Origin of the sequence: Yersinia sp. 1652 StPb PI (assembly GCF_041538345.1) — a bacterium.
In the GTDB taxonomy this organism is placed as follows: Bacteria; Pseudomonadota; Gammaproteobacteria; order Enterobacterales; family Enterobacteriaceae; genus Yersinia; species Yersinia enterocolitica_E.
On sequence record NZ_JAULSM010000001.1, the window covers coordinates 2,006,520 to 2,027,261 of the forward strand.

A 20,742-nucleotide genomic window follows, 5' to 3' on the forward strand; every position below is an offset into this window, starting at 1 on the left:
CCGTTGAGCAAATACAACGATTAGTGGTGTGTTTATCCTCAGAAGCATCTTAATCCAAATAGGAATCGAAAATGGTCAATCTTGCTAACACTAAAGGTAACAATACCACTGGTGTACATATGCTTCAGCGCGACAAAAATGGTGGTTTTCGGATTCGTACCAGCCCAGATAGTCTGAAACGCTTCACTTCAGTTGATATACGTCCAGAACATCGTAGTTGGTTCAACGGGAAAAACGAAATTTACGGTTCGGAGCCTTACAACACGATTGAAGAAGGTGCGGCAGCTCTTTGTGCGTTCATCGAAAAGGTTTGCGGCATCACATGCGTCTGGGAACCTAAGAGAAAATAACGGTACCCCTATCTGGATTGGGGCAGATCAATTATGTCCGATCCTCGCTCTTGAGAGACCAACATAATCATTGGAGGAGGTTTGATTATGAATATGTCGTCGTGGAAAATCCCATCATCGGCCAAAAAAACTTCCTCAGAGATCATATATGGGGGAGATAACGACAGTGTCTATACAGCTTCTTCAGGGGTAGTTCAGGGGGAAGAGTGTTGTTTTGGGCAGTCAGTGACCTGCGGGTAATTGCGACATACTAGATTGAGTTTGTTTTTCGGCTCGAAACCTTTATCCAGCATGCATCGTTGAATATTAGCGGCTTTGCGCAGCGTCGGCACGTAAGGCGTCGAACCCAACGGTTGCGGATAACCGCATTGATACATCACCGCCAGTGCTTGCTTGTCGTTTTCAACTTCATGAGAAAAATGCAGCGAGGCTCCCACTTTACGCCAGGTAATCAAGGAAGTTTTGCTCACGCCGGAATCCGGCTTAATCGGATGAAACCCTCTGTCTGCGACAAAAGGCAGCGCTTCTAGCTGACTCTGACTCAAGGGATACCCCTGTTCTTGCTTGAGGCAGGCTGGTGTATCGTGGTAAACACGAACGCTGCAAATTTTGAATCCGTCTTTACGGGTAAAGCCCATATTCTCCATGCATTGGTAATACAGAACGGACTCATTATCCGTTTTGGGAATATCGGAGCCGGGGAGTTGCACGCCGCATTTACCCATCGCGACGCGCACACCGTCGATATCCGTATCAGGACGCTGCCACTGTGTTAGATCCGGTGCTGGGGGGCATCCTGTCAGCATGAATACAGACGTCATCAGCAGGGGTAAAGTTATCAGAGTCGATTTTCGGAGCATTAAAATCCCTTATTTATTATTGTTTAAGATAGCATCCATACTGCCCGTATTTGCTCTACCAGAAAACAAAGAATCTTCGTGTAATTCAGCGATTGCTGGGCCATAAGAAACTGGAAAGCACGGTACGTTACCTTGGCATTCACGCCTGTTTCCAGCTCATAGCGAATTAAAGACCATAAAAATTATGACATCACTCATGGAGAACCAAGTCATGGATTTCACTATCAGTCCCGCACACCCTGAGCACTTTGGCATGCTACGCGCTATTGAACTGGCTGCTTTTGAAACATTGCGTAATGCAGGTGCGGTAACAGGCGAGGCGGGCGCAAGTAGTCTGGAGGAATTAAGCGAATTCAGTCGTAACGGTCTGCTGCTCACGGCCTATACGTCTGATTCTGTTCCTGTAGGGTTTGTCGCAGGCAAAGTTGAAGATATATGGCTGCACATTGCTGAAATTGATGTGCATCCGGACTGGCAACGCCATGGTATCGGCAGACGACTTATGCAGACACTGCTCTGTATCGGGCAGCAGCGCGGTCTGACTGGTGCCACGCTGACAACAGACAACATGGTTGCTTTCAATGCCAGATTTTACGGCACATTAGGTTTTAAAATTGTGGAAGGTCTCGCACGACCACCACATCTTGTAAGCCTGAACGCTGATGAAATCGCGAAAGGTTTCAATCCGGCGCGGCGTGCAGCAATGTGCGTGACCTTCAGGACTCCGGGCGGGAAATAGTCCGCTATTCGCTCTTGCAGGACAACCATACTCAAATCTCTCACATCGTAGGAGATTTGAGTATGAAAACGTCACCGTGGAACAAAGACTGTATCATCGGTCAAAAAAGACCACTTCAGATATCTCATATCTGGAGGATACGGATCAGACTTGAGCTGGAAGGTAAAACGCGTGATCTGGTTCTGTTCAACATGGCTTTGGACAGTAAGCTACGGGGCTGCGATCTGGTCAAACTCAAAGTATCAGATGTTGCATATGGCAGTTCTGTTTCAAGCAGAGCAACGGTGTTGCAACAGAAAACCGGTAGCCCTGTCCAATCGATTCAGGGATTTGAGGGCCAATGGAACGATAACGTACGATAATGGCATAACCAATTGATTATCAGTGGCGTTCCTGTGCCGGCACGTTTCCAAAGAAGAAGGGCATGTTTTTTACATGACTGGACTTCAAATCCCTGGAATGGATTTTATTGATATGGTCCTGTGCGCGTACCTCCACTTCTACCAACGTGGAACAGCAAACCACGTAACCAGCCACTCAGTTAACGCGCTGATCTTGGCTGACTGTAACTGGCTTGAAGGCTTAATCAACCATACACCATCTTCGCCTGTCGCCTGCCAATCCGCCAGCACCGGTACTAACGAACCCTCTGCAAGTTCTTGATGTACCAGCCAGTTGGCCGCAAGCAACACACCCATGCCGGACTTAGCGGCCAGTATCAGTGCCTCCATCTCATCACTCTCATAACGTGTTTGCACCGGTACATTTATCTGTAGGCCGTCTTTTTCCAGTCGCCATTCAGGCCAACTGTGCATTGGTGTAAATCCGAGGCAATCGTGCTTACGAAGTTCCTGTGGATGCGTTAACGCCGGATGTAGCTCCTGATATGCCGGCGCAACGCACAATATGCGACTGGTATCCGCCAGCTTACGCGCAATGAGCCGGCTATCTGAAAGGACACCGATACGTATCGCCATATCGTAATTATCACCCAGCAAATCTACGTAACGATCAGTGCAGTGCAGTACTATGCGGATATCGGGATAGGCCTGTAAAAATCCAGGTAACGCTTGTGCTACCCAATATCGGCCAAAGGATGCGGGCACCGTTAACCGAATGGTACCTGCCGGACGAGCTGCCAAAGCACGTGCTTCCTCTTCCGCTTCACGCAGCAGGTCATTTGCCAGGTCAATTTTTTGTCGATAGCGCAGGCCCTCTTCAGTTGGCCGGATGCGACGCGTGGTACGTTCGATCAGGCGAATACCAAGCCGTTTCTCTAACGCAGCGATACGACGGGAAATTACGGATACATCACGCCCCAGCGCTCGTGCACCTGCGCTAAAGCTTCCAGCGCGCACTACCGCCAGGAAAGCTTCTCGTTGGCGAAAATCGTCATCCTGCATTATTGCTCCCAGTGCAACAGATAATTGGTTTTTAGAGTGATTATAGCGCCTATTTTTATCACATACTGGCTGTATCAAGTAAACAGGAGAACGCTATGCAAGCCATTCAATTAACTGCTCCAACGTTCGACAGCCTTAACATCTGCGAACTACCGTACCCAAAGCCGGACTATGGTGAGGTGGTGATTCGTCAACATGCCGTGAGTCTTAACTACCTTGATTTGGCACTGGCTACAGGTAAGTTTGGTGCCATTGCACAGCCGATTATTCCAGGTGCAGACAGCGCTGGAGAAATTGTTGAGCTGGGTGCAGGTGTGAGCAGTTGGCAAACTGGCGAACGGGTGGTGCCAGGGATGATGTACAGTTGGCATGCCGGAGTGATACGCCCCAAACATCTTCACGCATTGCGCGGAGTTACTGCCAATGGGGGGCTGGCGCAATACGCCGTTGTCCCCGCAGCGTCGCTGGTACGTATCCCTGATTCCCTTAGCTGGCAGCAGGCAGCGACGTTACCAGTTGCTGCCACTACTGCATGGAACGCCATCGTACGGGGAAAAATTCAACCCGGCAGTACCGTTTTGCTGCTTGGCACCGGTGGCGTGAGTCTGTTTGCGCTGCAATTCGCCAAAGCAGCAGGCGCCCGGGTGATAATTCTTTCCTCTTCCAACGAGAAGCTGGCCCGGGTGAAAGATCTGGGGGCGGATGAAGGTATTAACTATCGCGAAGAGCCAGAGTGGGATAGCAGGGTCCTCAAGCTGACGAACGGTCATGGCGCAGACCTGGTACTTGAATCGGTGGGTGCCTCGACCTTTGCAAAATCTGTCAGTGCCGCCTCCTACAACGGAACGATTTTTGTGATTGGCTTTGTTGGCGGTGCAGAGTTAAACGTGTCGGTGCTGCCGATTATGCAGAAGATGTTGAATATCGTGGGCAATAATACTGGCTCGACTTCGGATTTACGCGGTGCGGTCAGGGCGATTGAAACAGCCGCGATCGAGCCTGAAATCGACCGTGTTTTTTCTTTCGCTGAAACTCAGGATGCTTATCGTTACCTTCATTCCGCCAACCATGTCGGGAAAGTGGTAATTAATTTGAATGAATGAGTGCTGAGCATGGCCCCTGGTAAATTATAATTTTTACTCTAGGTGTAGAATGTTGGTCGCCTCGTAAACTGGTTTAAAACCTTATGAGGCGGCGTTATTGGGCTTTGACGCTAAATGTTTTTTTCACAGAAAAATAGCAGTAAGAAATTCAGTCATTACTATCGCCAGCCGGCAGAATCAGCTCTTTGTCCTGATTGTGTATATTACCCACTTTCTTGCTGACCGGATGTCAGAAAAAGTCCTTCTCTGGAACAGCTGCGTCATGAGCAATTTCTTCTGCACGCTGAGGCGTGATACTGGCGCTGAGCCATTCATGAACGGCGTCAGCAGTAATGACTAACGGCCGACGATCCTGGAAATCGACCATGCCATGTTTACTCGATGGGGTAGCGGTTCTGTTTCAAGCAGAGCAACGGTGTTGCAACAGAAAACCGGTAGCCCTGTCCAATTTGAGATAACCAAAGGGACAAGAGAAGCTGTTACTGCATTGATTAAGCTGGGCAATTTGCACAGTAAAGACTACTTGTTCCAATCCCGGGTCGGTACTTGCCAACACATATCAACCCGGCAATACAACCGCATTTTTCATGGATGGATTGGAAAGCTCAGTCTCGATGATTCGCTGTACAGCACACATTCCATGAGAAGAACAAAACCTTACCTGATATATAAGAAAACCAAGAATCTTTGTGTGATTCAACTCCTGTTAGGCCATAAGAAACTGGAGAGTACGGTTCGCTATCTGGGGATTGAAGTCGATGATGCGTTGGAGCTCTCTGAGTCGATTGAAGTCTAAGATTGTCAGGGCTGCAACTGTAGCCCTGTGCCAGAAGAGGACGTTCTAGCACCAGCTATGTTAATCAAAAGCGAGCAGATCAGTTCTTATAGCGGTTTAAAAAAATGGTCGTCTAATTTTCGGTTGTGAGTGTTTCATCGGATGTTCTAGATTCATCCTGTACTTTATTAAAGGAGATAATCATGAACTTCACGGAACTTCACCATCAAAACAAACCATTACTCATCGCCAATGTCTGGGATGCTGCTAGTGCAATTATGGCGCACCAGTCGGGCTATCAGGCCATGGGTACTTCAAGTGCAGCGATTGCCGCAACGTTAGGTTACGAAGATGGAGAAGCAATGTCTTTTGATGAATTGCTCTACATTGTCACACGTATCCAATCCGTCAGTAGCCTACCATTAAGTGTTGATGTAGAAGCGGGATTTGGTGGCACAACTGATGAGATAACGACCAATCTTAAACGTCTCGCGCAGCTTGGAGTTGTTGGTATAAATCTTGAGGACAGCAGAGTTGTTAACGGTGTCAGAAAACTTGATGATGCGGTTGCATTTTCCAGTCAATTAAAAGAGATTCGCGATGCGTTGAACAACGAGAGTTATCAACTATTTCTTAATATCCGTACTGATACATACCTGCTTAATCATGAACATGCTTTACAGGAAACGCTTTTACGTGGCCGACTTTATGAAGCATCGGGGGCAAACGGGCTTTTTGTCCCATGTCTGACGTCAGAAAAAGATATTGAGACCTTTTCCAAAGAGCTTAATATTCCATTAAACGTTATGTGTATGCCAGACCTTCCCACGTTCGAAAGGCTGGGGAAAATGGGTGTAAGTCGCATTTCTATGGGAAATTTCGTTCATTCAGCCATTCAATCGAAACTTAAAGATTTAATGCTACTTATCCAGTCGCAGCAAACATTTGCAGGAGTTTTCATTGATGAAAGTTCTCGATAATGCCCAGTGCAATGTCTGGTATCAGGCATTACTTGAGCGCGCTTCGGAGTATACAGGGGTGTTTTTCGTTGGTGTCAAAACAACGGGGGTATTTTGTATTTCGGTATGTCGGGCGAGGAAACCAAAACGTGAGAATGTCGAGTTCTATAAAGATTTTAAATCTGCTCTAGATGCAGGTTTTCGCCCCTGCAAAGTGTGCCGACCCACTGAAAATGCGCACACAGCTCCGTTTTTTATCGAACAAGCACTTGAACTCGTGCGCGCTAACCCTAAAACACGAATAAGCGACACTGCGCTACGTAAGCACGATATCAGCCCCGAGCGGGTACGACGCTGGTTTCTACAAAACCACGGTATTACCTTCCAGGCATTTCAACGAATGCAGCGGGTGAATATCGCACTTCAGGAGCTAAAAGGTGGGTCCACAGCCACCGATGTGGCTTTTGATAATGGCTACGAATCATTGAGTGGTTTTGCTTATACCTATAAGCGACTTACGGGTGTTGTTCCAACAAAGCAGACTCAGATAATTATAATTCAACGATTTACCACGACCCTAGGCCCAATGTTCGTCTGTGCTACGGAACGTGGAGTTTGCCTGCTGGAGTTTACCGACCGCCGAATGCTGGAGACGGAATTCCGTGATCTCCAACGTTTGCTGAATGCTCGAATAATGTCAGGGGAGAATAGCCATACCCGACAAGCGGAAAAAGAAATTAGTGAATATTTTTCCGGAACGCGACAACAGTTTGAGCTCACGCTCGATGCTCCAGGCAGTGATTTTCAACGCTCCGTCTGGCAGGGGCTAAGTGCTGTTCCTTATGGACAAACGTCACACTATCAAGCTCTTTCCGGGCTGATTGGAAAACCTAACGCAGTACGCGCGGTGGCCGCCGCAAATGGAGCAAACCGAATAGCTATAGTTATTCCTTGCCACAGAGTCATCGGCAAAGATGGTTCGATGACCGGTTACGGCGGGGGCATCGCGCGCAAAGAATGGCTAATCGAACATGAACGAAAACATCGCTGATAGACAGATACCAGCAGACGGCTAAAACTAAACAGGGTGGGGAAAGCTGAGTTTGGCACTTGGCTATCCATGTGCCGCCCTGTTAACTCGATCTGATTGTAAGGTCCACTTCTCGCTCATAGTCGACATTTTCTAACTTAGTGGGCTGGTTAGTGCCACAAGCGGAACTTGCTTACATCATGCTATGTTAGTTTGCTGGGAGCAGGTCAAGATGTTCACCGCGCCTATGCTTCAGTAACACCTTCCAGAATTTTCAAGGAATAGAGAAATGGCTCGTAAGTATGTTTATGGTGATAAACCAATCCGTACAACAACCGCTGAGATAGTTGAAAACGAGTTTGCTGGAAAGGCTACGGCTGCTCAGGTCGATGCAATTTTAAAGAAAAGATTTCCACATTACAAAGACAATACTTATTTGAATCTGATAGTTAATGCAGTTAACTGCAATCGTGGTCACTGGAGTTTTAACAGGACTGCCAGACGAACAGATGATGCCACCCATCGCCACCATGAATATGATCGACTTTTCAAGCGCGGAAATGTTTTCGAGGTCTATGATTCCGCACTTCATGGTGTGTTTGAAATCTATGAGGCTTTAGACGGCAAATGGCTAACACGTCCGGTTAAAAGTGAGTTTGAAAAGGCCATAGAAACAGCGTCTCAACTTACCTCAGAACAACGTAGAGAGAAGTTGGCTACAGCTAACACCACGCCAGAAAGGGTCATTATAAAGAGCTATACCTTCAAGCGTAATCCCCTCGTTGTAGCAGAGGTATTGGCCTTAGCTGGGGGTAAGTGTCAAAGCTGCCTACGTGACGCACCATTCAAGCGGGAAGATGGTAGACCGTATCTTGAAGTGCATCATGTGGAGTGGCTTGCTAACGGTGGAGAGGACTCTGTTGAAAATGCTATTGCACTCTGTCCGAACTGTCACCGCGAAGCACACTACGGCGCGCTTGTGTTGAAGCCGGCTAACATTAAGTAGTCTTCTTATAGCCCTCAACGTCTGATCCTCGCTCAAAGCTGCCTGTTATGCCTGCTTAAAAAACAGGCTTAACGTAGGATTTTTTCCGTTTTCCAAGCGGACCCCATATAGGTTGTTTAGTCTCACGTGGGGGAAATAGCTTCGTGCAAGCCGCCAAGTAGAGGTTTGAGCAATGATTGGGCTGAACTATGGGTTCTGATGATGTTTCTCACATTTAACTCGTATCTTTTTCTATCAGGAAAACCGAGTTTCTTAGCTATGGTGTTTAGCAAGCCAGTCTCTCGGATAGGATATCGAGTCATCAAAGTAACGACATCATTGTTTTGAATAGCTGTGTCGAAAATATCAACTTCAGCGAGGCGAATTTCATTTATATTTAGAAAAAAAGAAAAATCTTCATTGGAATTTATATAGTCCTGAGTTGGTATTTTTGAAAAAACCTTACTTCTAACTATTTTTTCTATAGATCCTGAGCACAACCGATCCTTGTTGCTATTCATCACTTTAATTATTTCCTCACTTATGTTGTCAAAAGCTTCATTTCCATTTTCTATTCCAAGATAGCCTGCATATGCACTTATAACAATTCGTATTACTTCTGGGTGATAGTAAATTGACTCGACAGAATGAACAGCTAAGGTATAAACCCGCCGAGATAAAAGAGAGGAGATTTCACCTTGTGTTTTATTATCATTATCAACCAACCCATAGGCTTCAACCCACTGAAGGCTACGGTTAGATGCGATACCAACAACAGAAGCCTCAACATCCTTACAGCTTCCTTTTGGTATTACACTAAAATCATGAAATAAAGATGAATATATAGATAAATCAAGGCTATTTTGATCACCCTCTACAAAAAGGACCTTTCGCCTTGAGCCGAAGATGCTTTCTTTTATCTCTTCAGGTATGTCATCACTACCATCTAATACATCTAAAGTCCAAGATGATGGATCTTTCGAAACATACTCACAAGACCTAAGTAAAATAACTTTTGAATTGATAAAAAAAGACGGGAATAGAATTTCATGAGTCGAGATTAAAAATGAACAATCACTTCTTAAAGAGATTAGCTCACTAAGAAGAGGGAGTGTTATTGCCTGATGTAGGTGCCTTTCAGGCTCATCCATAATGAGAGCGTACCAGGCGCTGACGTAAGAATGTCAGCGGCAATAAGCAACGCATTTTTCTCTCCATCAGACAACTCAGCAATACTGTATGCGACATCATCATTATAACTGCGGTTCTTAACAATGAAATTGTCATCTTTATCAACATGAATAGATATATCCATGTTTGATTTTTCTATCAGAGAATTAATTACTGCAAGAGGCGATTCAGGAGCTTTAAATTCCGGATCATTTAAAGTATTGCGTATCATACGCAGACTCTATATCTCTAGCTCTTCGATTAATGTGCCTTTTTAATTTTGCCACCACCATTCTGTTAGTACTTTCGCCTTGATATAACTTCCACCTAGAATCAACTAGCGTACGATAGTGTCTATTGCTTTGATTTAAATTCTCAATTTCACTAGCGGTCATATCAATAACTGATTCACTGAACCAATTCTGCCTGTGTGCACTTATAATTTTTACATGGTTATCTGGTAATTGCCTATGAAAATGATTAACTAGCGAAGATTTCCCTGAACCGTTTGATCCAATAAGGAAAACAACATCACCATTATCAATATCTACAGTTATGTTACCAACACCAGTTTTATTTAGTTGTAAAGACTTCAATTTAAAACCTCTCTATTCCTAATAGTAAGTCGCTCGACTGATATCTAAAGATAACCAAGGTTTCCCTAGCGATGGTCTTCCTCCTCCCTTGCTTCTGGTACCTGAACTTCGCGTCGTCAGTGATGTCTGGATCTTCGAGCCCTGGAATATGCCGCCCAGCCTGCAAAAACAGGCTGAACATCTGTCAGGCGTTACCTTTTGTCTGCCGCTGGTCGATTTTGCCGTAGCGCATCATCAGGCAAAGACTGCAGTCTCCACAATCCGGCAGCGACACGGGCTGGCGCTGGCGCCGGGATTTCGCGAAAAATCTAACGGTCAGCACGTTAGGCGATCTGACGCAGGCGAAAAATCAGGCAATAAGAGGAATCAAGACACGAAACAGCTCGATTTATTCTGACAGCATGTCTGGTTTTCAGCACTTGATCATCTGGCCAGCCCGGCAAATGTCCGGCCATAAGGTGGCGGACATTCAATCCGCATGGACTTCCTGGCTGAGAATACGGGCGCGGCACACATCCAGAATCTCATCTGCCAGAGCGGAATCATCAGGGCAGGCACGGGACAGCACCAGGGCGCCGACAAGATGCGCAATGGTATCTATGAGGTCAGCGCGCGTTCCATTTTCATCTCCCAAAAGTGACAGTTGACGTTCAATCCCTGCCGCAAATGTCGCCTTGATTGACTCAGACTGACGGGCTGTATCCGCGCCCAGTGCCGACATCACACAACCCTTTCCCATATCATCGCGATGTCGGCGCGAGAGGTAGTATTGAATAAATTTTTCCCGGTTCACACCTGCCGTGCTTTCTGCGGATCGCGTAAAACCGCAGCTCATTGCCTCCGCCATTAGATCAGCCTTAGAGCCAAAGTGCTTGTAGAACCCGCCGTGGGTTAAACCGGCCGCTGACATCAGTTCCGCGACACCCACGCCATCGTAACCGCGCGCACGAAAAAGTTCTGAGGCCGTTTCAACAATGCGCATTCGGTTTTCCCGAACCTGCTCTTTCGACACTTTCATGTTTTTCAATCCTCTAAAAATATAGGGGTAAGTATACATTGATGATGGTCATAATCAAAAAAATTGACTTTAATGATTATGATCATCATCATTAAGTTAAGACTTCAACCACCATTAAGCAGAGGGAATAAACATGACCAACCAACCATTATTTCAACCCTATGATCTTGGGACAATAACCCTTGCCAACCATATCGTGATGGCACCGCTGACGCGTAACCGTGCCGGAGCAGGTCTGGTTCCCGGCGAACTGGCAGCGACTTACTACGCCCAGCGTGCCACCGCAGGATTGTTGATTACCGAAGCCACGCAGATCTCAGCTCAGGCGCAGGGCTATCAGGATACGCCGGGGATCTATACGCAGGCTCAGATCGATGGCTGGCGCAAAGTGACTGACGCGGTGCATGCCAAAGGTGGGCGCATATTTGTACAGCTGTGGCACGTAGGACGAATTTCGCATGTCGATTTACAACCTGGTGGCGCTGCGCCGGTTGCTCCGTCCGCCATCCGTGCCGAGACTAAGACCTTTGTGAACAACGGATTTACTGACGTCTCTGAGCCACGTGCGCTGGAGTTGCAGGAAATACCGGGGATTATCGACGATTTCAGGAAAGCATCTGCCAATGCCATTGCCGCCGGGTTTGATGGCGTAGAGATCCACGGCGCGAATGGTTATCTGCTGGAACAGTTCCTTAAAGACGGCGCCAATCAGCGTACCGATGAGTACGGCGGCTCTGTCGAGAATCGGGCGCGCCTGCTGTTAGAAGTCACGGCGGCCGTTAAAGAGGAGATTGGTGCTGACCGCACCGGCGTGCGCATTTCACCGGTTTCGCCTGCTAATGCGATTTCGTGCAGTGATCCGCAGCCGCAATATGATTACGTCGCTGACCAACTTAGCGCATTAGGTATCGTGTACCTCCATGTGGTTGAAGGCGCTACGGGCGGCCCGCGTGATGTATCACCGTTCGATTACGACTCCCTGCGCCGGCGCTTTAAAAACACCTACATCGGTAACAACGGCTATGACCTGCCGCTGGCGACCGCTCAGCTTGCAGAAGGCAAAGCCGATCTGTTCGCGTTTGGTCGTCCGTTCATCGCCAACCCGGATCTGGTCGAAAGGCTGAAGACGGGCGCACCTCTGGCCTCACTCAATCCTGAAACACTTTATGGCGGTGGCGCAGCGGGATATACCGATTACCCGTCGCTGACTGAGGCCAGCAAGTAAAGCAGCAGGTGTCACGGTTCTGCCTGCATCGCACATTGCGAATTCTGTTTACACATTAATAAAGAAGATCAACTTATGACTAAAGCTTCAGTTCTTATTACAGGCGCATCCACGGGTATTGGTGCTGTTTACGCTGAACGGTTCGCCCGCCGGGGCCACGACCTGGTTCTGGTCGCGCGCGACAAAGCGAAGTTAGAGATACTGGCCGAGCGTCTGCGACAAGAAAATGATATTTCTGTCGATGTTCTGCCTGCTGACCTCACACAAACGAGTGATTTAGCCGCGGTCGAAGCTCGCCTGCGTGAAGACGCACAGATTGGCATTCTTATCAATAATGCGGGTATCGCGCAGTCCGGCAGTTTTACAGAGCAGACGCCCGATTCGATAGAAAGCCTTATCGCGCTTAACGTCACCGCCCTGACCAGACTTGCCAGTGCTGTGGCACCACGCTTTGTGCAAGCGGGTGAGGGATCGATCGTCAACATCAGTTCCATCGTAGGCCTGGCCCCGGAATTTGCCATGACGGTTTACGGCGCAACCAAAGCCTTTGTCCTTTTCCTGTCTCAGGGAATGAATGTAGAGCTGTCATCTAAGGGCATTTATGTCCAGGCGGTGCTTCCTGCCGGCACTTACACGGAAATCTGGGACCGTGCGGGTATCGATATCAGTAATTCGGCAAAATTCATGGAAGTGGGCGAGTTAGTGGATGCCGCACTGGTGGGCTTTGATCGCCGTGAACTCGTCACCATCCCGCCTTTACATAATGCAGCCCGCTGGGACACCCTCGATGCTTCGCGTCAGGCTCTGCTTTCAGATATCAAACAAGATGAAGCCGCAGAGCGATATAAAGCACTTTAGTCAATAAGTTGCACTCTGCAGAACGGTCTTTTGGCTGTTCTGCAGAGAGGACAATCCGACATAAATCCCTTACAGCGTGTCGTCTCATCTTTGATGAGAAACTTCAAACACATCATGAAGCCCTTATTCAGCAATGACAAAAAAACGTGTAGCACTGGTTACAGGTGCTTCCTCAGGTATCGGCGAAGCGTCTAACGGGCAGATCCTGTTTGCAGTATTTATCGAGCTATTCCTGAGGATTGCCTTTGTACTCAGCAACAGATCCGCTAAGAAAAATTTCACTGACAAACGCGACAGGGTAAACGACAAATGAAAACTAAGACGATGAAAGCATTTACATTTAAATGCTATGGTAAATCTCCTGAATTGGGGTTCGATAACATAGATTATCCTTCACTCAACCCTGATGAAATGCTGGTTAAAGTTTACGCTGTGGGTTTGAACCCGATTGATAACATGATCCCAACCGGAATATTTAAGCCTGTTTTGCATTTTAAACTCCCCGCCACATTGGGCAGTGACTTGTCCGGGGTTGTTGTTGCCGTGGGGAGTCGCGTGACGCGTTTTACGCCAGGCGACGAAATCTTCGCCAGCATATTCGACAGGGGAACGGGATCTCTTGCCGAATTTGCGGTGGTGCCTGAAAGCGCCGCAGCCATGAAACCCGCAAACCTGGATTTCGTGCAGGCCGCTTCACTCCCGATGGTGAGCCTCACCTCCTGGCAGGCGCTGACAGAGCGAGCCAGATTGCGGCCTGGTCAGAAGGTTTTCATCCCGGCAGGTTCCGGGGGAATTGGCAGTTTTGCGATCCAACTGGCGAAACACCTTGGCGCAAAAGTGGGAACGACAACAAGTTCAGGCAACGTCGGGTGGGTGAGTGGTCTTGGCGCAGACGAAGTGGTTGATTATAAAAAGCAAGAATTCGAAAAGGTGCTGAGCGGCTACGATATCGTTCTCGGCACTGTCAGAGGCGATTTAATTGAAAAATCCACCCAAATTCTAAAGTCTGGTGGAAAGATTGTTTCTCTCACCGGGCCGTTAGATACCGCGTTCGCACGGGCTCGGGGACTAAACTTCTTGCTGCGTTTTGTTTTCGGGCTGATGAGCCGCAAGATTATGCTTCTTACGAAAAAACGGGGCCTGACCTATTCATTTCTCTTTGTCCGTCCTGATGGCAGTCAACTCACCCAAATCGGCAAACTCATAGAAGCGGAACAACTCAAGCCTGTGATCGACAAGGTGTTCCCCTTTGCAGAGGCGAAGGAGGCGCTTGCCTACCTTGCTCAGGGGCATGCGAAAGGAAAAGTGGTTGTTAAGATGCAGGAGTGATAACGAGTAAAATGTGAATCTGTTTAAAAGAAAATCGATAGAATCAATCTGCACTAATCTGGCGATATACCAGGGCCATTAAGGATAGCGTTGCGTCGACCAGTTGAACCCACAGCCAGAAGCAGACAAATGTACGCCACATAGTGACAAATAATACCACACAGCTATCATGGCAATATGATGTCAATTAACGGATTATAAGATTATGATAAATATGGAAGTATGTATCCAAATTCATTACCCGATATTACTGAAGGTCTGGGAATCATCGGTACGTGCTACGCATGATTTTTTACAGGAACAGGATATTCAGGCGCTACGCCCCCTGATACTGCATACGTATCTTCCTGGCCTGACAATTATGTTCGCTCGTCTTAGCTGTGACAGTTCGATCGCGGGCTTTATAGGGGTAAGCGAAAACCGCATTGAAATGCTCTTTGTGGATGCAGATCAACGCGGAAAAGGCATCGGGAAATTACTCCTGCTACATGCTATCGACGAGCAGGGCGCTGATGAGCTCGACGTAAACGAACAGAATCCTCAGGCTGTTACCTTCTATAAAAAACACGGTTTTGAAACTGTGGGTCGTTCTGAAGTTGACGGCCAGGGCAGGCCATACCCTTTGTTGCATATGAAGCTACGGGGAACATAATCTTCCCATACAAAAGCTCATAGCCGCCCCTGATTGTAGCCGTGGGTAGATTTGTGCCAGTAACTGACATGTCCAATAACACGTTGTGTTAATCAATAAGGAACAAACACATACGTAGGCTTTCACCTCCTCCGTTCTACTCGTTCACTCAGACATTAGCCAAAATAAGGTTTCAACACTTCCTCAGTCCAATTCATAAAAGCCCTCACTCGTTGCGACAGATTGCGCCGGTGCGCGACGACGAAAGATGCATTTAGCGGCTTGGGCCGCAGATTGGGAAGGACTTCAACCAATGTGCCACATTTGATATGGGGTACGAGCGCTGAATAACCTCCCTGAATTAAACCCAAACCCGCCAGTCCTGCTTCGTGGTAGGCCGGTACGCTGTTGACCGTCATCGTGCCGGGTAACATCAGCGAATTGTAGCCATCACCTGACGGATATTCCCATCCGTCAGGTTTCGCGCCAAAATTTCGCATGTAATGAACCATCCTGTGTCCTTGATTAAGAAGATCATCAACCGTCTGTGGCACACCGAAGCGTTTCAGATAGCCTGGACTCGCCGCATTGATCATCCGTAATTTTCCCAGCGGCCGGGCAATCAGGGTCTCATCAACAATGGGGCCCAGACGAATTACGCAATCAAATCCTTCCAGAACCAGATCAACACGGCGGTCAGTACTTGAAAGCTCAAGTTCGAATTCCGGGTGAGCATCCAGTAGTTGCGGTAGTGCGGGAATAATGACACTTTGTGCCAAAATAGCTGGCATATCAACACGTAAACGCCCTCGCAGTGACATTCCGCCAGGTGAAAACATTGACTGCAGTTCGTCTGCTTCCGCCAGCAGGTCTCGTGCACGCGAATAAAAAATGCGGCCATCTTCGGTCAACTGCACAGTCCGCGTGGTGCGGTGCAATAGCGTAGCGCCTACGTCATGTTCGAGCTCGCGCACTACCATTGAAGCACGCCCTTTCTGAATACCAAGGCTTTCAGCTGCCTGGGTAAAACTCTTCATTTCTGCCACGCGCGCGAAAATGATCAGTGCCTCAATATTTTTCATTGTTCCTCTTTAAGATAACAGTGCGTTAATTTTTAGGTTATTTATGGCTACTGTAATACTTAATAGACTGTCTTCACACCGCGTTATCCAGCGCAGACATTTGCTGAAGGCAATTATCATGACTCAAACCCTTTCAATGATTAAATCTGTAGTCGTCTATCACTCTGGCTATGGGCATACAGAACGGATGAGGTAAGCGCTCTGCCTCCTTATTATCCGGGATGGATGATTGAGCATCAGGACGCTCCTCGCTGCCAGGCATCCTCCAGCCCTCAGAAACTGAATGTGATTAAAACGTTGTAAAAACCCCTATCCCGTTGCTTGCATGTTTGCCTGTAGAACTGCATTGCGCTGGAATAAACCACGTCTAACAAAAGAGATAAAGAAATGAATAAAGGTTATTTGATCGCGCATGTCACCGTATCGGACGCTGTTGCCTACGCCGAATATGCCAAGGCTGCCGGAGAAGCAATGCAGGCGTTCAGTCCTAAGGTTATTGCCTGGTCTGGGCAGTATGAAAACCTTGAGGGAGAATCACATGAACGGCACGTCGTTTTTGAGTTTGCATCTTTTGCCGAGGCCAAGCGTTTTTACGAGAGTCCTGAATATCAGGCAGCCAGAGCAATACGTACAGGTGCTGCGACCGGAACTTTTGTGCTGGTTGAGGGAGGGGCTTAATTTTAGGCGTAATGCATTTTAATGCATTAAAAAGAAAAGATAACACCGCAATAGCACTAAGGGCCTGACCTTAGTGCTATTGCGGTTATACATGCAACCATCCGCCAGTGTTGGGGCACCTCCTTGTTAATAAAACATCAAGTCATTGGTTCTTATTAATATTATTAAACCTGAATAAGATGGGTTCACTAATTGTTCGGGGCTGTCTGATGCATCATAGGTAATGAAACTGCCGATCAGTGTCGAATCTAGCAATATAGATACGGTAGTTTATCGTTACTCACCTGATTCCGTGGGGGGGTAGGAAACTAACACTAAAAAATTTTCGTCACTCTACAATATCAAACGAGATTTGTGCAGTATTGATTAAATCGCGAGGTTATGTGACGGTATTTTTAATCGGCTGAGTATAATAGATTGCGTAATTTTTTTTGGACGAAATCACTAAAAACACCCTCGAGTCATGGGTTCACGCGGGCATACGCACTACCACAAACGTTCAGGACTATTGCGTGGATTAATATCCTGTTTCAGTTACTGTTTCCTTTGAGTTTGGCATTTTCACCTACGGTTGTCGCATCGTCTTCGTATACTTCGCAAGTCAATACGGTTACAGAATCTTATATTTTGCAGACCGGTAAAAACATTAATACTGTCGCCAAGTTAGGGGATGAAATTGATGTTTCCGGTAAGCTGCCTTCGTTATCCATTAGTGATGAAAATTATTCACCTGCTGATATTCACATAAATAATAAGCTGGCCGGTTATGCCCAGACCGGTGCTGTCGCATTATCTAATGGCAATGCAGTAAAATCTGGTGAGCGCATGCTCAACTCAGCTGCCAACAATGAATTAAACAACTCCACGCAGCAGTGGCTGAGCCAGTTTGGTACCGCCCGGGTACAAATGAATGTTAATGAAGATTTTAAGCTGGATGGCAGTATGGTCGATGTACTGGTTCCACTTTATGATAATCAGAAATCCCTGCTTTTTACCCAATTGGGTGCCCGAAATAAAGACGATCGTAACACCGTTAACGTTGGTGCTGGAGTGCGTACTTTCCAGAATAGCTGGATGTATGGGGCTAATGCGTTTTTTGATAATGATGTTACAGGCAAAAACCGGCGGGTTGGGGTAGGCGCAGAGGCTTGGACCGACTACCTGAAGTTCTCGGGTAACAGTTACTTCGGTACCACCGATTGGCATCATTCACGGGATTTTGCTGACTATAAAGAACGGCCTGCCAACGGCTATGATGTGCGGGCAGAAACTTATTTACCCTCTCATCCCCAACTTGGCGGCAAGGTCATGTATGAAAAATACCGTGGTGATGATGTGGCCTTGTTTGGCAAAGATAACCGTCAGAAAAACCCCTATGCCATTACTGCGGGTGTAAATTACACCCCTATACCATTAGTGACTATTGGGGCTGAACATCGCGCCGGTAAAGGCAGTAAAAACGACAGCAACATTAACTTCCAGCTAAATTACCGACTGGGTGAATCTTGGCAATCTCATATCAGTCCATCAGCCGTGGCAGCAACGCGCACTTTGGCGGGTAGTCGTTATGATTTAGTCGAGCGTAACAACAATATTGTGCTGAATTATCAGGAACAGAAGGTGATACAGCTGATCCTTCCGGCTATGATAAGCGGTGAGGGGGGGACAAGCGTTCCATTGAGTGCAGAGATATCCACCCGACATGGCCTTGAGCGTATTGAGTGGGACAGTTCTGCCTTGATAGCGGCAGGAGGTTCTCTCACACCGGTATCTGCGCACGCTGTTGTAGTAGGATTACCCTCGCATCGGCTAACGCGGAGTGGTAGTAATGCCCACACGTTAAGTGCAGTGGCTCATGACATCCAAGGTAATGTGTCATTACGTGCGACAGTGCAGATCACTGTTATGCCTAGTACTGTTGCAGCAGTGAACCTGACGGCGACTACCGATAATGAGGTTGCCAATGGCATTGCCACCAATGCGGTGAAAGCAATAGTGACGGATGCGGGTAACAATCTTGTACCGGGCCAGGTGGTGACATTTACCGCCAGCAACGGGGCGAACGTGACGACGGTAATTGGTACTACTGGCGTGGACGGGGTTGCTACGGCGACACTGACCAATATGACGAGTGGAATAAGCGCGGTCACCGCCACGGTGAACGGCAGTAGTCAGACGGTCGACACCACTTTTGTGGCGGACGGCAGCACCGCGGAAATCACTGCAACCAACCTGACGGCGACTGCCAATAATGAGGTTGCCAATGGCATTGCCACCAATGCGGTGAAAGCGATAGTGACGGATGCGGGCAATAACCTTGTACCGGGCCAGGTGGTGACATTTACCGCCAGCAACGGGGCGAACGTGACGACGGTGATTGGTACTACTGGCGTGGACGGGGTTGCTACGGCGACACTGACTAATACTGACTCGGGGATTAGCGTGGTCACCGCCACGGTGAACGGCAGCAGCCAGACGGTGGACACTACCTTTGTGGCGGACGGCAGCACCGCAAAAATCACCGCAGCCAAGGTGACTGCCGATAGAAAGGTGGCCAACGGCACGGCCACCAATGCGGTGGTAGTGATAGTGACGGATGCCGGTAACAATCCTGTCGCAGGCCAGGTGGTGGCATTTACCGCCAGCAACGGGGCGAAAGTGACGGCAGTCATTGGTACCACCGGCGTGGACGGGGTTGCCACGGCGACACTGACCAATATGACGAGTGGAATAAGCGCGGTCACCGCCACGGTGAACGGCAGCAGTCAGACGGTCGACACCACTTTTGTGGCGGACGCCAGCACCGCAGAAATCACCGCAGCTAACCTGACGGCGACTACTGATAACGAGGTCGCCAATGGCATTGCCACCAATGCGGTGAAAGCGATAGTGACGGATGCGGGTAACAACCTTGTACCGGGCCAGGTGGTGACATTTACCGCTAGCAACGGGGCGAACGTGACGACGGTGATTGGTACTACTGGCGTGGACGGGGTTGCCACGGCGACACTGACTAATACTGCGCCGGGAGTCAGTGTGGTCACCGCCACGGTGAACGGCAGCAACCAGACGGTCAGCACCACCTTTGTGGAGGATGCGATGTTTACCGGAATAGCCGTCAACGGCCATGTGTTCACGGTAAGCGATGAATTTCCAAAAACAGGTTTTACCGCGGCTACCTTCATACTAAATATGAACAGAAATGCGAGCGACTTCACCTGGAGTTCCAACCAGCCAGGGGCCGTAAGCGTCAATGGTGACGGTCAAGTGAAGCTCAACAGCAAACCTACGGGGCCAGTGACCATTACGGCGACACCCAAGGATGGAGGAAGTCCACTAAGCTACACATTTGCTGTGCAGAAATGGTTTATACATAACAATAGCACAATGGCTGTTTGGTCAGATGCTGTGAGGTTCTGTAGTCTACAGCTGGCGTCTCAGCCATCACGCACCGACTTGAGTTCTACCAACTACTCATTTGGTACCCGTTTGGTGGGTTCATTGTTCGATGAATGGGGGCGAATGGATAACTACACTGGTTCCGGTTTTATCGGCACCCTCTACTGGACGGGCGACACTCCTGACCCCAGCACAGGCTTCCACTACCTTGGCGACTCGATCGCGGGCGTTACCAACAGCTACAGTGACGCCGATATTCCTAGGCATGTAATGTGTCGTCGATAGAGTCTTGAGTTTTTAAATTTGGTTTTGCTTCTCTGGTATTCCCCCGCGTTTAGTGGGGGAAAGGTCAGTGGCTTTGTGGCGCTAAGACCCCGTCGGGTAACATGCTGTTTTTTTGATGATGTTATCCGACCATGTCTCTGATAAGAAAAACCTGCACTATCTTGTAGATATCATCGCTCAGTATGTTCGTTATTCTCTGGCTTACGCCCTTGTGTCACTCAATTCCATAGATGGCAAAGGGATGGGGTATTATGTATGCCCCATGCG

Annotated in this window: 20 protein-coding genes and 3 pseudogenes; 16 read left to right on the forward strand and 7 right to left on the reverse strand. The window is 48.1% G+C overall.

What is annotated here, in order from left to right; genetic code table 11:
• Nucleotides 1–71: 71 nt before the first annotated feature.
• Nucleotides 72–350 (forward strand): hypothetical protein, encoded by a 279-nt coding sequence (locus tag Q2T71_RS09245; RefSeq protein WP_372558878.1) that lies wholly within the window; start codon nt 72–74, stop codon nt 348–350.
• Between the two features lie 194 nt (nt 351–544).
• On the opposite strand, the gene Q2T71_RS09250 is transcribed toward Q2T71_RS09245, so the two are convergent.
• Nucleotides 545–1,210, reverse strand: a complete 666-nt coding sequence (locus Q2T71_RS09250) for a hypothetical protein (RefSeq protein ID WP_372558879.1) — start codon at nt 1,208–1,210, stop codon at nt 545–547.
• A gap of 211 nt (nt 1,211–1,421) precedes the next feature.
• Here Q2T71_RS09250 and Q2T71_RS09255 point away from each other — a divergent pair, with 211 nt between their 5' ends.
• On the forward strand, nt 1,422–1,949 hold the full coding sequence (locus tag Q2T71_RS09255) for a GNAT family N-acetyltransferase (protein ID WP_372558880.1): 528 nt from the start codon (nt 1,422–1,424) through the stop codon (nt 1,947–1,949).
• Between the two features lie 62 nt (nt 1,950–2,011).
• Nucleotides 2,012–2,266, forward strand: a pseudogene (locus Q2T71_RS09260) (integrase); the annotation flags it as partial.
• A gap of 183 nt (nt 2,267–2,449) precedes the next feature.
• Here the strand turns inward: Q2T71_RS09260 and Q2T71_RS09265 are convergent.
• Entirely contained in the window at nt 2,450–3,352 is a 903-nt protein-coding gene (locus Q2T71_RS09265; RefSeq protein ID WP_372558881.1) for a LysR family transcriptional regulator, read from the reverse strand.
• 95 nt (nt 3,353–3,447) lie between these two features.
• Here Q2T71_RS09265 and Q2T71_RS09270 point away from each other — a divergent pair, with 95 nt between their 5' ends.
• From Q2T71_RS09270 to Q2T71_RS09290, 5 genes and pseudogenes are all read left to right on the forward strand, one after another.
• Nucleotides 3,448–4,455: an NAD(P)-dependent alcohol dehydrogenase gene (locus Q2T71_RS09270; protein WP_372558882.1), complete on the forward strand. Its 1,008-nt coding sequence runs from the start codon at nt 3,448–3,450 to the stop codon at nt 4,453–4,455.
• A gap of 394 nt (nt 4,456–4,849) precedes the next feature.
• Nucleotides 4,850–5,251: pseudogene (locus Q2T71_RS09275) on the forward strand (tyrosine-type recombinase/integrase); the annotation flags it as partial.
• Nucleotides 5,252–5,433: 182 nt separating this feature from the next.
• Nucleotides 5,434–6,210 (forward strand): isocitrate lyase/phosphoenolpyruvate mutase family protein, encoded by a 777-nt coding sequence (locus tag Q2T71_RS09280; RefSeq protein ID WP_372558883.1) that lies wholly within the window; start codon nt 5,434–5,436, stop codon nt 6,208–6,210.
• Complete coding sequence (locus Q2T71_RS09285; protein ID WP_372558884.1) at nt 6,194–7,240, forward strand: bifunctional transcriptional activator/DNA repair enzyme AdaA; 1,047 nt, start codon at nt 6,194–6,196, stop codon at nt 7,238–7,240. The genes Q2T71_RS09280 and Q2T71_RS09285 overlap by 17 nt, the downstream gene beginning before the upstream one ends.
• 268 nt (nt 7,241–7,508) lie before the next feature.
• On the forward strand, nt 7,509–8,225 hold the full coding sequence (locus Q2T71_RS09290) for an HNH endonuclease (RefSeq protein WP_234049467.1): 717 nt from the start codon (nt 7,509–7,511) through the stop codon (nt 8,223–8,225).
• Nucleotides 8,226–8,347: 122 nt separating this feature from the next.
• On the opposite strand, the gene Q2T71_RS09295 is transcribed toward Q2T71_RS09290, so the two are convergent.
• From Q2T71_RS09295 to Q2T71_RS09305, 3 genes are read right to left on the reverse strand one after another with little or no spacing between them, the layout of a single operon-like run.
• Nucleotides 8,348–9,355, reverse strand: a complete 1,008-nt coding sequence (locus Q2T71_RS09295; RefSeq protein ID WP_372558885.1) for a DUF4435 domain-containing protein — start codon at nt 9,353–9,355, stop codon at nt 8,348–8,350.
• Nucleotides 9,319–9,606: a hypothetical protein gene (locus Q2T71_RS09300; protein ID WP_372558886.1), complete on the reverse strand. Its 288-nt coding sequence runs from the start codon at nt 9,604–9,606 to the stop codon at nt 9,319–9,321. The genes Q2T71_RS09295 and Q2T71_RS09300 overlap by 37 nt, the downstream gene beginning before the upstream one ends.
• Nucleotides 9,584–9,970 carry an ATP-binding cassette domain-containing protein gene (locus tag Q2T71_RS09305; protein ID WP_372558887.1) on the reverse strand — a complete coding sequence of 129 codons (387 nt, stop codon included), beginning with the start codon at nt 9,968–9,970 and terminating at the stop codon, nt 9,584–9,586. The genes Q2T71_RS09300 and Q2T71_RS09305 overlap by 23 nt, the downstream gene beginning before the upstream one ends.
• 88 nt (nt 9,971–10,058) lie before the next feature.
• On the opposite strand from Q2T71_RS09305, the gene Q2T71_RS09310 reads away from it, so the two are divergent.
• Complete coding sequence (locus Q2T71_RS09310) at nt 10,059–10,367, forward strand: hypothetical protein (RefSeq protein ID WP_372558888.1); 309 nt, start codon at nt 10,059–10,061, stop codon at nt 10,365–10,367.
• 72 nt (nt 10,368–10,439) lie between these two features.
• Here the strand turns inward: Q2T71_RS09310 and Q2T71_RS09315 are convergent, their stop codons facing one another.
• Complete coding sequence (locus Q2T71_RS09315) at nt 10,440–10,988, reverse strand: TetR/AcrR family transcriptional regulator (RefSeq protein ID WP_372558889.1); 549 nt, start codon at nt 10,986–10,988, stop codon at nt 10,440–10,442.
• A 133-nt stretch (nt 10,989–11,121) separates the two neighbouring features.
• On the opposite strand from Q2T71_RS09315, the gene Q2T71_RS09320 reads away from it, so the two are divergent.
• From Q2T71_RS09320 to Q2T71_RS09340, 5 genes and pseudogenes are all read left to right on the forward strand, one after another.
• Complete coding sequence (locus Q2T71_RS09320; RefSeq protein WP_372558890.1) at nt 11,122–12,213, forward strand: alkene reductase; 1,092 nt, start codon at nt 11,122–11,124, stop codon at nt 12,211–12,213.
• A 75-nt stretch (nt 12,214–12,288) separates the two neighbouring features.
• Nucleotides 12,289–13,071, forward strand: coding sequence for an SDR family NAD(P)-dependent oxidoreductase (locus Q2T71_RS09325; RefSeq protein ID WP_372558891.1), 783 nt, complete (start codon nt 12,289–12,291; stop codon nt 13,069–13,071).
• 133 nt (nt 13,072–13,204) lie between these two features.
• A pseudogene (locus tag Q2T71_RS09330) lies at nt 13,205–13,291 on the forward strand (short-chain dehydrogenase/reductase); the annotation flags it as partial.
• A gap of 89 nt (nt 13,292–13,380) precedes the next feature.
• Complete coding sequence (locus tag Q2T71_RS09335; protein WP_372558892.1) at nt 13,381–14,400, forward strand: NADP-dependent oxidoreductase; 1,020 nt, start codon at nt 13,381–13,383, stop codon at nt 14,398–14,400.
• 214 nt (nt 14,401–14,614) lie between these two features.
• A complete protein-coding gene (locus Q2T71_RS09340; RefSeq protein WP_372559892.1) occupies nt 14,615–15,052 on the forward strand; it encodes an acetyltransferase in 438 nt (145 codons plus the stop codon).
• 155 nt (nt 15,053–15,207) lie between these two features.
• Here Q2T71_RS09340 and Q2T71_RS09345 read toward each other — a convergent pair whose 3' ends face one another.
• Nucleotides 15,208–16,113 (reverse strand): LysR family transcriptional regulator, encoded by a 906-nt coding sequence (locus tag Q2T71_RS09345; protein ID WP_372558893.1) that lies wholly within the window; start codon nt 16,111–16,113, stop codon nt 15,208–15,210.
• A gap of 387 nt (nt 16,114–16,500) precedes the next feature.
• Here Q2T71_RS09345 and Q2T71_RS09350 point away from each other — a divergent pair, with 387 nt between their 5' ends.
• A complete protein-coding gene (locus Q2T71_RS09350; protein ID WP_050074786.1) occupies nt 16,501–16,791 on the forward strand; it encodes a DUF1330 domain-containing protein in 291 nt (96 codons plus the stop codon).
• A gap of 627 nt (nt 16,792–17,418) precedes the next feature.
• A complete protein-coding gene (locus Q2T71_RS09355) occupies nt 17,419–20,475 on the forward strand; it encodes an inverse autotransporter beta domain-containing protein (RefSeq protein ID WP_372558894.1) in 3,057 nt (1,018 codons plus the stop codon).
• Nucleotides 20,476–20,742 lie beyond the last annotated feature (267 nt).

Excerpts from the sequence above, each read along its gene's own strand:
- Q2T71_RS09245 (WP_372558878.1), top strand. The coding sequence starts at position 72 with ATGGTCAATCTTGCTAACACTAAAGGTAACAATACCACTGGTGTACAT.
- Q2T71_RS09250 (WP_372558879.1), bottom strand. The coding sequence starts at position 1,210 with ATGCTCCGAAAATCGACTCTGATAACTTTACCCCTGCTGATGACGTCT.
- Q2T71_RS09255 (WP_372558880.1), top strand. The coding sequence starts at position 1,422 with ATGGATTTCACTATCAGTCCCGCACACCCTGAGCACTTTGGCATGCTA.
- Q2T71_RS09265 (WP_372558881.1), bottom strand. The coding sequence starts at position 3,352 with ATGCAGGATGACGATTTTCGCCAACGAGAAGCTTTCCTGGCGGTAGTG.
- Q2T71_RS09270 (WP_372558882.1), top strand. The coding sequence starts at position 3,448 with ATGCAAGCCATTCAATTAACTGCTCCAACGTTCGACAGCCTTAACATC.
- Q2T71_RS09280 (WP_372558883.1), top strand. The coding sequence starts at position 5,434 with ATGAACTTCACGGAACTTCACCATCAAAACAAACCATTACTCATCGCC.
- Q2T71_RS09285 (WP_372558884.1), top strand. The coding sequence starts at position 6,194 with ATGAAAGTTCTCGATAATGCCCAGTGCAATGTCTGGTATCAGGCATTA.
- Q2T71_RS09290 (WP_234049467.1), top strand. The coding sequence starts at position 7,509 with ATGGCTCGTAAGTATGTTTATGGTGATAAACCAATCCGTACAACAACC.
- Q2T71_RS09295 (WP_372558885.1), bottom strand. The coding sequence starts at position 9,355 with ATGGATGAGCCTGAAAGGCACCTACATCAGGCAATAACACTCCCTCTT.
- Q2T71_RS09300 (WP_372558886.1), bottom strand. The coding sequence starts at position 9,606 with ATGATACGCAATACTTTAAATGATCCGGAATTTAAAGCTCCTGAATCG.
- Q2T71_RS09315 (WP_372558889.1), bottom strand. The coding sequence starts at position 10,988 with ATGAAAGTGTCGAAAGAGCAGGTTCGGGAAAACCGAATGCGCATTGTT.
- Q2T71_RS09320 (WP_372558890.1), top strand. The coding sequence starts at position 11,122 with ATGACCAACCAACCATTATTTCAACCCTATGATCTTGGGACAATAACC.
- Q2T71_RS09325 (WP_372558891.1), top strand. The coding sequence starts at position 12,289 with ATGACTAAAGCTTCAGTTCTTATTACAGGCGCATCCACGGGTATTGGT.
- Q2T71_RS09335 (WP_372558892.1), top strand. The coding sequence starts at position 13,381 with ATGAAAACTAAGACGATGAAAGCATTTACATTTAAATGCTATGGTAAA.
- Q2T71_RS09340 (WP_372559892.1), top strand. The coding sequence starts at position 14,615 with ATGGAAGTATGTATCCAAATTCATTACCCGATATTACTGAAGGTCTGG.
- Q2T71_RS09345 (WP_372558893.1), bottom strand. The coding sequence starts at position 16,113 with ATGAAAAATATTGAGGCACTGATCATTTTCGCGCGCGTGGCAGAAATG.
- Q2T71_RS09350 (WP_050074786.1), top strand. The coding sequence starts at position 16,501 with ATGAATAAAGGTTATTTGATCGCGCATGTCACCGTATCGGACGCTGTT.